Raw genomic sequence first — 15,953 nt, forward strand, 5'->3', positions numbered from 1 at the left:
CAGCTCAATGCCAGCGTTCGATTACATTACGCCACCTGCACGATGTGCAGTGCCTTCGGGTTGCGCCACTGCGCCAGCAGGGTCGCTTCGCGGGCCTTGGCGTTCTCCACGTGTGCTTCCTTGACGTGGCCGAAGCCGCGGATGTGCTCCGGAATGCTGGCGATCTCCACCGCCAGCGCCAGGCGGTCATCATCCAGGCCTTCCAGCAGCACCTGCACGGTGGCCTCGTAATCGCTGATCAGGGTGCGCTCCATGCGGCGTTCGGCGGTGCGGCCGAACACATCGAAGCGGCCGCCACGCAGGAACTTCAGCCTGGCCAGCAGGCCGAACGCCTTGAACATCCACGGGCCGTACTCCTTCTTCAGCAACCGGCCGTGTTCGTCCTTCTTTGCGAACAGCGGGGGTGCCAAGTGGAAGCGCAGCTGGTAGTCGCCCTCGAACTGCTGCTGCAGGCGGCGCTGGAAGTCGCCGCTGGTGTACAGGCGGGCCACTTCGTACTCGTCCTTGTACGCCATCAGCTTGAACAGGTAACGGGCCACGGTCTCGGTCAGCGCGGTGGAGCCGCCGATGCGCTCGGCTTCGGCGGCGCGCACGCGCTCGACCAGCCCGCGGTAGCGGTTGGCGTAGGCGGCGTCCTGGTAGTCGAGCAGGAACGCGGCACGCCGCTCGATCATTTCATCCAGCGAACGCGACAGGCGGGCGTCGTCCAGCGGCAGGAACGCCACCTCGCCACCGTGCGAGGGCAGACCACGCAGTTCGCGTTCGTCACCGGTGTTGCGCGGCGCGGCAGTGGCGCCCCATTCGTTGCCTTCCCATTCGCCCGGCGGCAACGGATGCAGCGGGCCCGGGGTGGACTCGGTATCGGTGTGGCGGTTGCGTACCAGGCCGGCAGCCTGCTGCACGGCCTGCGGATCGACCGCCGCCAGGCGGCCCCAGGCGAATGCCTGCTGGTTCATCGCCACGGCGGCGCCGTTGAGTTCGATGGCGCGCATCAGCGAGTCGAACGACAGCGGTACCAGGCCCTGCTGCCAGGCGTAGCCGAGGATGAACAGGTTGGCGGCGATGGCATCGCCCAGCAGCGCGGTGGCCAGCTGGGTGGCATCGAGCAGCAACGGCTCCTGGCCGCCCAGCGCCACGCGTACGCCGGCGACGATGTCGGCGGCGGGGAACTGCATGTCGGGGCGGGTGGTGAAGGTGCCGGGCATCGCCTCGTAGGTATTCAGCACGACCTGCGAACGGCCGGCGCGGACCTTCGACAGTGCCCAGTAATCGTTGACCACGACCATGTCGCAGCCCAGCACCAGGTCGGCTTCGCCGGCGGCGATGCGCACGGCGTGGATGTCGTCCGGACGGCGCGCGATGCGGATGTGCGTGGTCACCGCGCCGCCCTTCTGTGCCAGGCCGGTCTGGTCGAGCACGGTGGCGCCCTTGCCTTCCAGGTGGCCGGCCATGCCCAGCAGCGCACCAATGGTCACCACGCCGGTACCGCCGACGCCGGTGATCAGGATGTTCCAGGGTTGCTCCAGGGTGCCGCGGATGGTCGGTGCCGGCAGGTTGTCCAGCAGCGTGGAGGCATCGCGCTTGCTGCCCTTGCGCGGCTGGCCGCCGTGCACGGTAACGAAGCTCGGGCAGAAGCCGTTGACGCAGGAGTAGTCCTTGTTGCAGTTGGACTGGTCGATCTCGCGCTTGCGCCCGAACTCGGTTTCCTTCGGCAGCACCGACACGCAGAAGCTCTTCTTGCCGCAGTCACCGCAGCCTTCGCAGACCAGCGAGTTGATCATCACCCGCTTGGCCGGATCTTCCAGCTTGCCGCGCTTGCGGCGACGGCGCTTCTCGGTGGCGCAGGTCTGCTCGTAGATCAGGATCGAGACACCCTTCACTTCGCGCAGGCGCTTCTGCACTGCTTCCAGCTCGCTGCGGTCGTGGAACTCGACGTCGCTGGGGAAATGCTCGCGCTGGCCGGTCCACTTGCCGATGTTGTCCGACAGCACCACGATGGTGTGGATGCCTTCGGCCCGCATCTGCCTGGCGATGTCCGGCACGCTCAGCGGGCCGTCCACCGGCTGGCCGCCGGTCATCGCCACCGCATCGTTGTAGAGGATCTTGTAGGTGATGTTGACGCCGGCCGCGACCGCCTGCCGGATCGCCAGCGAGCCGCTGTGGAAATAGGTGCCATCACCGAGGTTCTGGAACACGTGCGGGGTGTCGGTGAACGGCGCCTGCCCGGCCCAGGTCACGCCTTCGCCGCCCATGTGGGTGAAGGTATCGGTGCTGCGGTCCATCCAGGTCACCATGTAATGGCAACCGATGCCGGCCAGCGCCCGCGAGCCTTCCGGCACGTTGGTGGAGGTGTTGTGCGGGCACCCCGAGCAGTAGTGCGGTACGCGCGGGAAGCTGGCACGCGGCAGCGCAAGCTCGGCTTCCTTCTCCTGCATCCACTGCAGGCGCTGCTCGATCGATTCGTTGTTGAAGAACTTCTGGATGCGGCGGCCGATCACGCCGGCGATGGTGGCCGGGGTCAGTTCGCCGGTGGACGGCAGGATCCATTCGCCGCTCTCGTCGTACTTGCCGACGATGGACGGGCGCTGGCCCCAGCTGGCCGGCCAGTTGAAGAACTGCTCCTTCATCTGGCGCTCGATGAAGGCACGCTTCTCCTCCACCACGATGATGTCTTCCAGGCCCTGCGCGAAGCGCGCGATGCCCTGCGGCTCCAGCGGCCAGGTCATGCCGACCTTGTATACGCGGATGCCGATCGCGGCGCAGGCCGCCTCATCCAGGCCCAGGTACTCCAGCGCCTGCAGCACATCCAGGTAGCTCTTGCCGGTGGTGACGATGCCCAGCCGCGCGCGCGGCGCGTCCATCACCACCTTGTCGATGCCATTGGCGCGGGCGAAGGCCTGCGCAGCCTTCACCGCATAGCGGTGCAGGCGCATTTCCTGGTCCAGCGGCGGGTCCGGCCAACGGATGTTGAGGCCACCCGCCGGCATCTCGAAGTCCTCCGGCAGCACGATGCGGCGCGCCATCGGATCGACTTCGACCGACGCCGACGATTCCACCGTTTCGGCGATCGTCTTGAAGCCGACCCAGCGGCCGGTGTAACGGCTCATCGCCCAGCCGAGCAGGCCCATGTCGAGGATGTCCTGCACGCCGGCCGGGTTCAGCACCGGCATCATCGCGCTGACGAACTCATCCTCGCTGCCGTGCGGCAGGGTCGAGCTGCGGCAGGCATGGTCATCGGCGGCCAGTGCCAGCACACCGCCGTAGCGCGAGGTGCCCGCGGCATTGGCGTGCTTGAACACGTCGCCGCAGCGGTCCACGCCCGGGCCCTTGCCGTACCACATGCCGAACACGCCCTGCACGTTGGCACCGGGGAACAGGTTGGTCTGCTGGGTACCCCAGACCATGGTGGCGCCCAGATCCTCGTTCAGGCCGGGGGTGAACTTCACCTTGGCCGCGTCCAGGTGCTTGCGCGCGCGCCACAGTTCCAGGTCGAAGCCGCCCAGCGGGCTGCCCCGGTAGCCGCTGACGAAGCCGGCGCTGTCGATGCCTTCGGCGGCATCGCGCAGGCGCTGCATCAGCGGCAGCCGCACCAGCGCCTGCACGCCACTCAGGTAGATCCGCCCCTCGTTGCGGGTGTACTTGTGGTCGAGCGTGTAGTCACGGTCGAGCAGGTCGGCGGAAGAGGGCGAAGTGAGTTGCGCGGTACTGGTCATGGCTGGCCCGGTCAGGATCGGCTGGCACCGGCCGCGTGCAGGCACGCGGCGGGAAAGGCGCGAATTGTAGCAGTGGGGCCGTGCGGCCCCGGCACTCGCGCCCGCGGCGGTGCTGGGGTTAGGATCGGGGAGAGAGAGGGAGGCTGCGGTTGCAGCCTGGGGAGAAGGGATGTCAGTTCCAGGAAAGTTCCTGGCCAGCGTGCTGCTGGCCTCGGGAGTGGCCACTGCGTGGGCCGCGCCGGCCGTGCCGGCACCACAGGAGTTCTATTTCGACAGTGACCAGGCAGCGGCGCCGATGGTGGCGTTGCAGGGCGAGGGCGATGAGCTGGTCAACCAGCTGGTCCGGTTGCGTGAACGCGGTCGCCGCGCGGTCGAAGCCACCGTGCAGCTGGCCTCGGTGGCCAGCGGCCAGGGCCGAGCTGAGCTGGCCGACCAGCTGTATGGCGAGGCGCTGAAGGAAGCGTCGGCGCAGAGCAGTGTCGGCCGCAGCGTGCGCTGGAACTATGGCTGGGACCTGCTGCGCCAGGGCAAGCCGGAGGCGGCGCTGGAGCAATGGCTGTCGTCGGCCGGCAACGCGCGCAGCAAGCCCAGCTGGGTGCCGCCGACCTATGCGCTGGCGCTGTGGCGGCTGGGGCAGAAGCAGGAGGCCGTGCAGTGGTACGCCGCGGCCGTGCGCACCGAGCCGTCGCAGTGGAGCAGCAGTGCCAACCATGCGCAGCTGCTGCCGCAGTGGCGCGAGGACGAGCGTGCGTCGCTGGCCGAGGTGCAGCAGGCCTGGGCCGCCGCGCCACCGGCCTGGCCCTGAGGAAGGGGGTGGGCCGGGTTGCACCCGGCACCCGCAGAGGCAACAGCTGGAGCCAAAGCAACAGCAACAACCAAAGCAACAGCCGGCTCTGGGCTATCTGTGGCTTGGTCGGGGCGCTCTGGGGCTGCAGGACACGCCGTAAACCCATCCATGGGGGCTCGATGGCGCCATCCATGGCGCCAACGGTCCTGCAGCCCCAGACCGCCCCGACCCCGACAGGTTCTCGGCGACGGTGGGTAGATCCACGCCATGTGTGGATGAATCCACATCGGAATCGATTTTTCGATATCTGATCGAAATGCAGCGGAGCGTGGGCTATGCCGGTCGTCCTGACCGGCACCCTTCGGGCCGTCGCACGCGACGTTGGCAACGGCTCCTGCCGTTGCCTTCGGCTCTACAAAAGGCGGCCAGCCAGCCGGCTTCTGCGTTTGATCTTCTTTTTTCTTTTCCGTGGCGGACGCCCCCGGAAACTGTCAGAGGCCGGACGGGTAGGCTGCGCAGGGGCGTGAGCCGCATGGATGCGGCGACCGAGCTTACAGGGGCGTACTTGCAGCGCCCCCTGCACAGCCTACCCACCCGGCCAACCGCGGCTGTTGCTTTCAGCGGCCAGCCACGAGGGGCTGCGCCGTTCGCGGGAAACCCCTCAGTCGTCCGCAGACACCGTCCGCCCTGATGCCCATCCCCGCAGTGCCTCGACCTGCTCGGCCATCAGCACCGACAGCGGGCGCGTCGCGCGGATCTCGTTCATCAGCAGCTCGGTGTCCAGCGGCCGGCCCTCGGCGTGGGCGGCATACAGGCCGGCAACGATTGCCTGCTCGATCTCGGCGCCGGAGAAACCGTTGGCGGCCGCGGCCAGCGCCGGCAGGGCGAAGTCATCGGCATTCAGCTGGCGCCGGCCCAGGTGCAGCCGCAGCAGTTCCACGCGGACCTCGGGCGCGGGCAGGTCGACGAAGAAGATCTCGTCGAAGCGGCCCTTGCGCAGCAGTTCGGCGGGCAGTTCGTGCACCTGGTTGGCGGTGGCGACGATGAACACCGGCGCCTTGCGCTCGGCCATCCAGGTCAGCAGGTGGCCGAGCACGCGGCGCGACACGCCGCCGTCCTCGCCACCGCTGGCCAGGCCCTTCTCGATCTCGTCCATCCACAGCACGCAGGGCGCCAGCTGCTCGGCCGAGGCCAGCGCCTGGCGCAGGTTGGCCTCGGTCTCGCCGTGGTACTTGTTGTACAGCGCGCCGACGTCCAGGCGCAGCAGCGGCACGCCGAAGCCGGCGGCAGTGGCCTTGGCCAGCATCGACTTGCCGCAGCCCTGCACACCCAGCAGCAGCATGCCGCGCGGCGGGTCCAGCCCGGCCGGGGCCGAGCCGGCGATGAACGCCACCCGCCGCTGGTTGATCCAGCGCTTGAGCCGGTTGGCACCGGCCACGTCGCCGAAGCGCGCGCTGTCATGCTCGAAGAACAGGTGGCCGCTGCGGTTGAGCAGTTCGAACTTCAAGCGCGCCAGCTGCGGCAGGTCGTCGTCGCGCAGCGCGCCATCGGCGTAGATCAGCTGCCGCGCGATGCGCCGGGCATCCACCAGGCTCAGGCCCTGCAGGTTCTTCAGGATCTTCTTCACCGCCTCGCTGTCGACTTCGACGCGGCGGCCACCATGCTCGCGGGCATAGGCGTCGGCCTCTTCGCGCAGCATCTTCAGCAGGGCGTTGGCATCGGGCAGGCGTGGGTTGAAGCGGACCGCCAGTGCTTCCAGCTCGGCGGGCAGCTCTACCTTGGCACCGATCAGCACCAGCACGTGCGGTTCGCTGTGGCGGCGCTGGATCAGGTCGCGCAGGGCGCGCTGGTGGCTGGCATAGCCCAGGTAAGGGTGGAAATCGAGCAGCAGGTAGACCCCGCGCTGATCTGCCTGGCGGATCATCTGCAGCGCCGCGCTGGCGTCCGGTGGCCCGACCGGCGGGTCTTCGCTGTCCAGGTCGATGCGGCGCAGGCCCTCGGTGATCGACCAGCGGTGCAGCGCCCGCCAGACATGCATCAGCGTCTGCCGGAACAGATCGACGATGCGGCCCTCGTCCTGGGTCTCGATCACGATCAGGGGGGTATTGGCGCGAATCAGTGCGCTCAGGTCCTGCAGCTCGCTCATGCCGGTTCGATCCTTCGGGGGCGCCACGATAGCAAAGGCGATGGCCGCAGGTTCAGCGCGGTGCTACCTCCCGTCACCATCGCCGGTGTACGCTCGGGGCACGTACCCGGAAGCGAGGCTGGCATGAAGACGATCCTGGTGGCCGGTTCCAAGGGCGGGGTGGGCAAAACCACCGTCGCCACCCACCTGGCCGCGTACGCGGCATTGCAGGGCAAGGCCACGGTGATCGCCGATGCCGACCCACAGGGCTCCAGCACCCGCTGGGCACAACGCCGTGCCGGGCTGGAAAGCGCGGTACTGCCGATCGATGTGTACCGCAAGAAGCAGTGGGCGCAGAAGCTGCCCGATGGCACCGAAACGGTCATCATCGACGCACCGGCCGGTGCGTTGGCCGACGATATCCCCCATTTCCTGGATGCCGCCGACGCCGTGGTGGTGCCGGTGCTGCCTTCGGCGCTGGACATCGAAGCCATCGTCGGCTTTCTCAACAGCCTGGCCCAGAACCCGCGGGTGCACAGCCGCAAGCTGCCGGTCGGACTGGTGCTGAACCGGACCAAGCCCTGGACGCAGACCTCGCAGCAGGCCCTGCAGATGCTGGCCGAATGGCCGTACCCGGTGGTCGCGCAACTGCGTGACAGCCAGAGCTACGTGGTCATGACCGGCCTCGGCCGCAGCCTGTTCGACTACCGCTCCGCGCAGGTACGCGAACACCAGGCCGACTGGGAACCGCTGCTGTCCTGGCTGAAGCTTTGATGCCTGCGTCACTCTTCCTGCTGCATCCTCTTCTTCATGGAACCCCGCGATGCGTGAACTGATCCTGCTGCGCCATGCCCATGCCGAACCGGCCACCCCGGGCCAGGCCGACCTCGACCGGCCGTTGTCGCCGGTAGGGCTGGCCGAAGCCGAAGCCGCCGGCAAGTGGCTGAAGGAAAACAACCTGCTGCCGGACTGCGTGCTGTGCTCGCCGGCGCGGCGTACCCGCGAGACCCTGGAAGCCGTGCTCGGCACCATCGGTTACGTGGAGAAGCGCCTGGAAGACCGCATCTACGAGGCGACCCCCGGCACCCTGGCGTCACTGGTGGACGACCGCCGTGAACTCGACCGGGTGCTGATCGTCGGCCACAATCCCGGCCTGGAGCGCCTGGTGGCGCTGATGACCGAGGGCACCAGCAGCGATTACCGCGGCATGCCGCCGGCCGGCATCGCCGTGCTCGGCTTCCCGCGCGAGGCGTCGATCGAACCGGGTGTGGCCAGCCTGAACGCGTTCTGGTGGCCGTGATCCGATGAGCCTGGCGCGGCGCAGCCGCTTCCTGCTGCCCGCGCTGCTGGCGCTCGGCCCGGCCTGGGCCGCTACGCCGTCACCGACGACGCTGCCACCGGTGGTCGCCGAAGCGCACCGGGTGCTGCGGCTGGACACCCAGCGCTCGCAGATCGGCTTCGAGGTACGCACCCGTTTCGGCCAGCGCATCGAAGGGGTGTTCCCGCACTTCGAAGGCCGCATCGAGATCCTGTCCGATGGCCGCCACCAGGTGCACCTGAAGATGTTCACGCGCTCGGTGGAGATTCCAGGCAAGTCGCGCTACACCGGCTGGATGCGCGGCGAGGAGTTCTTCGATGCCGGGCGCCATCCGGTGGTCGAGTTCGACTCGCTGCCGTACTGGCCGGAGACCGTGGAAAACGGCGGCGACATCAACGGCCGGCTGACCCTGCGCGGGGTCAGCCACCCCGAGGCACTCCGGGTCGAGAAAGCGGAGTGCGCCCGACCCGGCTATGATTGCGACGTCGTCAGCCGCGGTACCGTGCAGCGAGGCCGGTACGGCATGGATAGCTGGCAGCTTGCCTTGAGTGACCGAGTGACCTTCGTATTGCGTGCGCGCCTGAGCGAGGCGCCGAAACCGTGAACCTCCTGCTGCGTGTACTGGCGCTGGCAACCGTGTTGCTGGGCAGCGGTTGTGCATCGCTCTCGAATGCCGAGCGCGACCGCGCCGAGGCGATTGCCGTGCAGGCGCGCTCGACCGTGGTCGATTGCCAGCGTGCCGACCGTTGTGCCCAGGACTCGCCATTGCGGGCCCTGGCCGGGCGAGCGTTCACCGAGTCCACCGCGGAGCGGCCGCGCCACTACGCGACCCTGCTGGACGAAGGCGAGGGCGCGCTGGTCGCGCGGCTGAACCTGCTGCGCAGCGCTACCCGCAGCATCGACCTGCAGACCTACATCTTCGACAAGGACGACAGCGCCCGGCTGGTCATCGACGAGCTGCTGGCCGCGTCGCGCCGCGGGGTGAAGGTACGGGTGCTGATCGACCAGCTCTCGGCGATCTCCGACCTGCAGATCCTCGGCGCGCTGTCCGGCGCCCACCAGAACTTCCAGCTGCGGGTCTACAACCCGACCTTCGGCAAGGCGCGGCTGAACTACTTCGACTATGCCGGCAGCGTGCTGTGCTGCTTCCGCCGCTTCAACCAGCGCATGCACAACAAGCTGCTGGTGATCGACGATGCGATCGGCGTGGTCGGTGGTCGCAACTACCAGGACGACTATTACGACTGGGACCGCGAGTACAACTTCCGCGATCGCGATGTGCTGATCGCCGGCCCGGAAGCACGCGCGATGGCGGCCAACTTCGATGCCTTCTGGCGTGCCCACCGCAGCGTGCCGGCCGAGCGCCTGAACGACGTGGGCCGCACCCTGCTGCGCGAGGGCGTGCCGATCCTGCCGCCGGCCACCTTCCGCCGCCCGGAGCGGGTGCAGCGGGTCAGTGCCGAGGCCAATGACAGCGAGTTCGTCACCCGCTCCTTCGTCGATACCGCGCTGCCGGTGGCCTCGGTGCGCTATGTGGCCGACCTGCCACGCAAGCACCGCCGCGAGAAGGCCGATGCACCGCTGGCCGGCCAGCATGTGACCGAGCCGCAGCTGGATGCGCTGATTGCCGGTGCGCAGAAGGAAGTGATCCTGCAGACGCCCTACCTGGTGCTGTCCAAGCCGGCGCAGAAGCTGTTCCGCGAGCTGCGCAAGCGCCCGCAGCCGCCGCGCGTGGTGGTGTCCAGCAACAGCCTGGCGGCGACCGACAACCCGATCGTGTATGCGCTGTCGTACAAGTACAAGCGGCGCAACATGCGCGAACTGGGCTTCAACATCTTCGAATACAAGCCGTTCCCGCTGGATGCGCCGGTCGACTACCGCAACCTGCTGCCCGACCCGATCGCCGCGGCGGACGGTGAGGACCAGGACAGCCGCAATCCGCTGATCGGTGGCAGTGCGGCCGGCAGCAACGCGCGCGGTGGCAGCACCGGGGGCTCCGGCACGGGCGGCAAGCAGGGCCCGTTGAACCATCGCCACAGCGATGGCGCCTACGACAATGCACGTGCGCGCCGCCGCGAAAGTGGCAGCGAAGTGGAAACGCGCCTGCTGCGTACCGAGACCCGACCGTCGTTCCTCGGCAGCAAGGCGGTCAACAAGCCGCTGCCGGTCACCCGCAAGGGCGCGCGCATGGGCCTGCATGCCAAGTCGCTGGTGGTCGACCGCCGCATCGGCGTGGTCGGCACCCACAACTTCGATCCGCGCAGCGAGAACTACAACACCGAAGGCGCGGTGATCATCGACGACCCGGTGTTCGCCGAGCAGCTGGCCGAGAGCATCCTGCGCGACACCCACCCGCAGAACTCCTGGACGGTGGCGCCACGCGCCAAGCCGCCGGTGCTGTCGGGACTGAACTACAGCGTCGGCAAGGCCTCCGAAGCACTGCCGATCCTCGATTTCTGGCCGTGGCGCTACGCCACCGACTACGAATTCAAGCCCGGCCCGGACTGCCCGCAGCCGCTGCCGCGGCAGGACCCGGAGTTCCATCGCTGCTACGTTGCCGTGGGTGACTTCCCTGAAGTCAACGTCGGCCCGAAGTGGCTGCTGGTGCGCATGCTGACCGCATTCGGCGCCGGCCTCGTTCCCATCCTCTGACAGGTGCCCGCATGACCCAGGTGTTCCGCGAAGCCGTTTCCATCGAGCAGCTCAACGCGCTCAGCCGCAACACGGCGATCGAATCCCTGGGCATCGTCTTCAGCGCCGCCGGCGAGGACTGGCTGCAGGCCACGATGCCGGTGGACGAGCGTACCCGGCAGCCCTACGGCATCCTGCACGGCGGCGCCTCGGTGGTGCTGGCCGAGACCCTTGGCAGCAGCGCCGGCAACCTGTGCGTGGATACCGCCCGGCAGATCTGCGTGGGCCTGGAGATCAACGCCAACCACGTGCGCGCGGTACGCTCGGGCACGGTCACCGGCACCGCCCGCGCGCTGCATGTGGGCCGCAGCACCCAGCTGTGGGAGATCCGCATCGAGGACGAGCAGGGCCGCCTGGTGTGCATCTCGCGGCTGACCCTGGCGGTGGTGGCGGCCGGCCACGGCTGAGCCCCGGTTGGGGCACGTTGCCGGTGGCGGAACCCAGCGTTCCCCGCCGATTGCCCCGCCCGATCGGGCTTATGGCCTAAATCGGCTGGCAGCGATGGCGGCCCTCCGGTATCGTGCGCGGATGACTTCCCCCACTCCGGCCCCCCGCGGCGGCGTGGCGCGTGTGTGCCGCTACCTGTACCGCGTACCGCTGCTGTTGGTCCACATCATCGTGTTCCTGCCGCTTACCCTGCTCGGCATGCTTGCGCCGTGGGCGAACCTGCGCGTGGGTGACAGCACGCTGGGCGCCAAGGTGGTGAACGGGTGGCAGGGTGGCCTGATGTGGGTGTTTGGGTTCCGCCTGTCGCGGGTCGGCCAGGCGCTGCCCGGCGCGGTGCTGTTCGTCGCCAACCACGTCAGCTGGGTCGACATCTGCATCCTGCACAGCCAGCGCATGATGGGTTTCGTTGCCAAGCGCGAGATCGCCAGTTGGCCGCTGGTCGGCTGGCTGGCCGCGCGTGGCCAGACCATCTTCCACCAGCGCGGCAACACCGAATCGCTCGGTGGCGTGATGCAGGTGATGGCCGATCGCCTGCGCGAGGGCCGTGCCGTGGGCGTGTTCCCGGAAGGGCGTACCCGTGGTGGCCACGAAGTGGGCCCGTTCCATGCGCGCATCTTCCAGGCTGCGGTCGAGACCGGCGTGCCGGTACAGCCGGTGGCACTGGTGTACGGAGTGGACGGTGACGCCCAGACCATCGTGGCGTTCGGCCCCGGCGAGAGCTTCTTCGCCAATTTCCTGCGCCTGCTCGGTGAGCCGGCGCGGCGTGCGGAAGTGCACTTCCTGGAGCCGATCGGCGCCCAGGACCTGGAAGGCCGTCGGCGCATCGCGGAGACCTCGCGCGCGCGCATCGTGGCGGCCATGAGCGCCGGGTGAGCGCGCGGTGGCCCTGATCCCGCCACCTGTCCTGGACGCTGGTACGCCGGCGCTGCATGCGGCTGACTACCAGCCGCCCCGTTGGCTGCGCAATCCACACCTGCAGTCGATGCTCAGCTCCAGCCGCATGCGCCTGCAGCGCGGCCTGCTGCTGCTGGCCGCGACCGGGGCGGTCAGCGAGGAGCTGATCCTCGATGGCGGCGACGGCGTGCGCCTGCAGGGCTGGCACAGCCATGTCGAAGGCCGCGAGCCGCAGGGCATGGCGTTGCTGCTGCATGGCTGGGAAGGCAGTGCCGAATCCAGCTACATGCGCATGGCGGCCGCGCGCATGCTGGAACAGGGCTTCGACGTGGTGCGGCTGAACTTCCGCGACCATGGCAACACCCATCACCTCAACCGCGGCATCTTCCACTCCAACCTGATCGACGAAGTGGTGCATGCCGCGGGCGATATCGCCCAGCGCTGGCCGCAGCTGCCGCTGGTGGCCGCGGGCTATTCGCTGGGGGGCAACTTCGTGCTGCGGCTGGCGCTGCGCGCGCCGGACGCCGGCGTGCCGCTGCAGCGGGTGGCCTCGGTGTGCCCGGTGCTGGACCCGGCATTGACCATGGAGAGCATCGAGAACGGCCCGGCGATGTACGACTGGTACTTCCGCCGCAAGTGGGCCGGCTCGTTGCGCCGCAAGCGCGACCTGTTCCCCGAACTGAGCGACTGCGACGACCGCGTACTGAAGCTGGACATCCGCGCGCTGACCGCGTGGCTGGTCGAACGGCACACCAGTTTCGGCTCGCTGCAGGCCTATTTCGACGGTTATTCGATTGCCGGCGACCGCCTGGCCTCGCTGCAGGTGCCGGCCGACATCCTGATGGCGCAGGATGACCCGGTGATTCCGTACGCGACCTTCAGCGACTGGCAGCTGCCACGCCAGGCGCACTTGGAAACCGCCTGCTGGGGCGGCCACTGCGGGTTCATCGAGAACTGGCGCGGCGATGGCTTCTCCGAGCGCTGGGTCGCGCAACGCCTGCGGCGGGTCCTGCAGGCCTGAACCGGCAGCGGCGCGCAGCCCGCTACAATGCGGGTTTGCACTTGAACCGGACTGCCATGCAAGACCAGATCATCCAGGCGTTGCGCCAGAACCAGGCCGATCAGGCCGTGCAGCTGGCCCAGGCATGGGCCCATGACGAACCCGGCCTGGCCAATGCCCACCGCTGGCTGGCGCTTGCGCTGCAGCAGCAGGGCAACGCCGAAGACGCGATGCAGGCCCTGCAGCAGGCGCTGCGGCTGGCCCCGGACGATGCCCAGCTGCACCTGCAGCATGCCGGCCTGCTGCTGGCGCTGCGGCAGTTCGAAGGCGCCGACGAAGCGCTCGAGCGCACCACCGGGCTGGATCCGAACTCCTTCTCCGCCTACCTGATGCAGGCGCACCTGGCGATCGGCCGCAACGACTTCGACGAAGCGCAGCGCATCTCGACCCTGGCCGCACGGGTGGAACCGGACCATCCGGAACTGCTGACCATCGATGGCATGGTCGCGCTGCGCCGTGGCGAAGCCGACCGTGCGCTGGCGCTGCTGTCGGCCGCCAGCAAGGCGCTGCCGGACGATACCCGCGTGCTGTACGCGCTGGGTTTTGCTTACTTGGGCAAGGACATGCTGGCGTTCGCCGAGCAGTCGTTCCGCCGCGTGCTGGAACTCAATCCGTCGTTGTCCTCGCTGCATGGCCTGGTGGTGCAGCTGGCACTGCGCCAGGGCAACGTGCCGGCCGCGGCCGAAGCCATGCAGGTGGCCCTGCAGCAGCCGGAGATGGACGTGCCGGCGATGCGTCGCCTGGCCGGTGAACTGTCGCTGCGCAACGGCCAGCCGCTGCAGGCGCTGGATTACCTGCTGCCGCTGCTGGAGTCGCAGCCGGAGGACCGCCAGGTGCTGCAGCTGCTGCTGATGTCGTGGCAGCGCCTGGGCCGCGAGGACGAGGCACGCGCACGCCTGGATGCCGTGCTGGAGGCCAATGACCAGCTGCACGATGTGTGGCTGGCGCGCCTGGCCGTGGAGCAGGTGGGCAGCGAAAGCGCCGTGGCCGCGGTCGAGCGCTGGATGGCGGCGATGCCCGCACATCTGCCGGCCCTGGAGGCGCGCCTGCGCCTGCACGACATGGTCGGCGAGCATGACCAGGCCGAGGCGATCGCCGAGCGCATCGTCAGCCTGGAACCGGGCCGCGTCAGCGGCGAAGCCCGCCTGGTCGAAGGCCTGCTGCAGCGCGATCCCGCCGCCGCCGTGGCGCGCGTGCAGGCCCTGATCGAGCTGGCGCCGGAGGGCCATCGTGCCGATCTGCGGACCTGGATGGGCGAAATCCAGGACCGTGCCGGGCAGCCGCAGGAGGCGCTGCGGACCTGGTTGTCGCTGCAGGTCGACCAGGCCCCGCAGCGCCTGCCGCTGCCGCCGCAGGCCAAATCGCCGCCGAGCTGGCCGGACAAGGGCAGCATCGAAGGCGATGCCAGCTCCGCACCGATCTTCCTGTGGGGCGCGCCGGGTTCGGGCGTGGAGCGGGTGGCGACCGGCCTGGCCGCCGCCAGCCCGGTGCTGCGCAGTGACCGCTATACCACGACCCCGCCGGATGACGCCTTCCAGAACTACCACACGCTGCAGGACCTGGCCTCGGGCGTGCTGACCCCGGAGCGCCTGGTGCAGCGCTGGCGCGAACAGCTGCCGGCGCGCGGCCTGCAGAGCGACACCGTGATCGACTGGCTGCTGTGGTGGGACAACGCGCTGCTGTGGGCGCTGCGCCCGCAGCTGCCGCAGGGCCGCCTGGTGCTGGTGCTGCGCGACCCGCGCGACATGCTGCTGGACTGGGTGGCCTATGGTGCTGCCGCGCCGTTGGCGATGACCTCGCTGGCCGAAGCCAGCGAATGGCTGACCCGCGCGCTGACCCAGATCGCGACGCTGCACGAGGACGACCTGTACCCGCATGTGCTGCTGCGCATCGACCAGGTCGGCAACGATCCGCACGCGATGGCCGAACTGCTGGGCCGCCTGTTCGAGCGGCCGATGCCGCCGGCCGCGCAGCTGGGTGCGCCGCGCCTGCCGCCGGGCCACTGGCGCAACTACCGCGACGTGATGAGCGCCGCCTTCGCCCAGCTCACCCCGGTTGCGGTGCGCCTGGGTTACCCGGAAGAGTGAGGAGAGTGCAATGCAGCTGAGCAGCAACAGCCTGACCAACGGTGCGCCGATCGACCGCGAGTTCGCCGCGGGCGACGCCAACGGTTTCGCCCCGGACCGCAATCCGCACCTGGCCTGGAGCGGGGTGCCGGACGGCACCCGTTCGTTCCTGCTGGTATGCGTGGACCCGGATGTGCCGACCGTGCCGGAGACGGTCGGCCGCAGCGACATGACGGTGCCGCGCGATCAGCCGCGCTGCGACTTCGTGCATTGGGTCATGGCCGACATCCCGGCCGCGGTGCAGGAAATCGCCGCCGGCAGCTGCAGTGATGGCTTCGTGGTGAAAGGCAAGCCGGCACCGGCCGGTCCGGCCGGCAGCCGCCAGGGCCTGAACGACTTCACCGGCTGGTTCGCCGGCAACCCGGACATGGCCGGTGACTACCTGGGCTACGACGGCCCGTATCCGCCGTTCAACGACGAGCGCCTGCACCACTACTTCTTCCGCGTGTTCGCGCTGGATGTGGCGTCGCTGCAGCTGCCGGCGCGCTTCACCGCCGCCGATGCCTACCGCGCCATGCACGGCCACGTGCTGGCCGAAGCCGCGCTGCATGGCACCTACACGCTGAACCCGGCCCTGCACATCGGGTAGTGCCGGCCGCTGGCCGGCAATGTCCGTGTGTTGCCGCAGCCCGGCGTGGCAGCCGGCCAGCGGCCGGCGCTACCGCTAGCGCAGAAGGGCGGCCTCTCGGCCGCCCTTCTGTCGTTTTACTGCCTACCGCGGCATGCACTGCCTACCCGGTAGTGCCGGCCGCTGGCCGGCAATGTCCGTGTGTTGCCGCAGCCCGGCGTGGC

At 69.0% G+C, this 15,953-nt stretch carries 12 protein-coding genes; 10 read left to right on the forward strand and 2 right to left on the reverse strand.

Annotated features, from left to right (window positions below; all coding sequences use genetic code 11):
- Positions 1 to 26 precede the first annotated feature (26 nt).
- Positions 27 to 3,713: an indolepyruvate ferredoxin oxidoreductase family protein gene (locus tag Q0P60_RS17090; protein WP_294996271.1), complete on the reverse strand. Its 3,687-nt coding sequence runs from the start codon at positions 3,711 to 3,713 to the stop codon at positions 27 to 29.
- Between the two features lie 169 nt (positions 3,714 to 3,882).
- Here Q0P60_RS17090 and Q0P60_RS17095 point away from each other — a divergent pair, with 169 nt between their 5' ends.
- On the forward strand, positions 3,883 to 4,518 hold the full coding sequence (locus Q0P60_RS17095; RefSeq protein ID WP_294996274.1) for a tetratricopeptide repeat protein: 636 nt from the start codon (positions 3,883 to 3,885) through the stop codon (positions 4,516 to 4,518).
- A 643-nt stretch (positions 4,519 to 5,161) separates the two neighbouring features.
- Here the strand turns inward: Q0P60_RS17095 and Q0P60_RS17100 are convergent.
- Entirely contained in the window at positions 5,162 to 6,646 is a 1,485-nt protein-coding gene (locus Q0P60_RS17100; protein WP_294996277.1) for an AAA family ATPase, read from the reverse strand.
- Positions 6,647 to 6,769: 123 nt separating this feature from the next.
- Here Q0P60_RS17100 and Q0P60_RS17105 point away from each other — a divergent pair, with 123 nt between their 5' ends.
- From Q0P60_RS17105 to Q0P60_RS17145, 9 genes are all read left to right on the forward strand, one after another.
- Positions 6,770 to 7,399, forward strand: coding sequence for a ParA family protein (locus Q0P60_RS17105; protein WP_049446080.1), 630 nt, complete (start codon positions 6,770 to 6,772; stop codon positions 7,397 to 7,399).
- A 49-nt stretch (positions 7,400 to 7,448) separates the two neighbouring features.
- Positions 7,449 to 7,925: a histidine phosphatase family protein gene (locus tag Q0P60_RS17110; RefSeq protein WP_294996283.1), complete on the forward strand. Its 477-nt coding sequence runs from the start codon at positions 7,449 to 7,451 to the stop codon at positions 7,923 to 7,925.
- Positions 7,926 to 7,929: 4 nt separating this feature from the next.
- Positions 7,930 to 8,547, forward strand: a complete 618-nt coding sequence (locus tag Q0P60_RS17115; RefSeq protein WP_294996286.1) for a YceI family protein — start codon at positions 7,930 to 7,932, stop codon at positions 8,545 to 8,547.
- Positions 8,544 to 10,595 (forward strand): phospholipase D family protein, encoded by a 2,052-nt coding sequence (locus tag Q0P60_RS17120; RefSeq protein WP_294996289.1) that lies wholly within the window; start codon positions 8,544 to 8,546, stop codon positions 10,593 to 10,595. Before Q0P60_RS17115 ends, Q0P60_RS17120 begins: the two co-directional genes overlap by 4 nt.
- A gap of 11 nt (positions 10,596 to 10,606) precedes the next feature.
- Positions 10,607 to 11,041 (forward strand): hotdog fold thioesterase, encoded by a 435-nt coding sequence (locus Q0P60_RS17125; RefSeq protein WP_294996292.1) that lies wholly within the window; start codon positions 10,607 to 10,609, stop codon positions 11,039 to 11,041.
- Between the two features lie 121 nt (positions 11,042 to 11,162).
- Positions 11,163 to 11,954 (forward strand): lysophospholipid acyltransferase family protein, encoded by a 792-nt coding sequence (locus tag Q0P60_RS17130; RefSeq protein ID WP_294996295.1) that lies wholly within the window; start codon positions 11,163 to 11,165, stop codon positions 11,952 to 11,954.
- A gap of 7 nt (positions 11,955 to 11,961) precedes the next feature.
- On the forward strand, positions 11,962 to 12,996 hold the full coding sequence (locus tag Q0P60_RS17135) for an alpha/beta fold hydrolase (protein WP_294996298.1): 1,035 nt from the start codon (positions 11,962 to 11,964) through the stop codon (positions 12,994 to 12,996).
- Positions 12,997 to 13,052: 56 nt separating this feature from the next.
- Positions 13,053 to 15,122 carry a tetratricopeptide repeat protein gene (locus Q0P60_RS17140; RefSeq protein ID WP_294996301.1) on the forward strand — a complete coding sequence of 690 codons (2,070 nt, stop codon included), beginning with the start codon at positions 13,053 to 13,055 and terminating at the stop codon, positions 15,120 to 15,122.
- 10 nt (positions 15,123 to 15,132) lie between these two features.
- Positions 15,133 to 15,750 (forward strand): YbhB/YbcL family Raf kinase inhibitor-like protein, encoded by a 618-nt coding sequence (locus tag Q0P60_RS17145; protein ID WP_294996304.1) that lies wholly within the window; start codon positions 15,133 to 15,135, stop codon positions 15,748 to 15,750.
- Positions 15,751 to 15,953: the final 203 nt, after the last annotated feature.

It is taken from the genome of uncultured Stenotrophomonas sp., from assembly GCF_945952405.1.
Lineage (GTDB): Bacteria > Pseudomonadota > Gammaproteobacteria > Xanthomonadales > Xanthomonadaceae > Stenotrophomonas.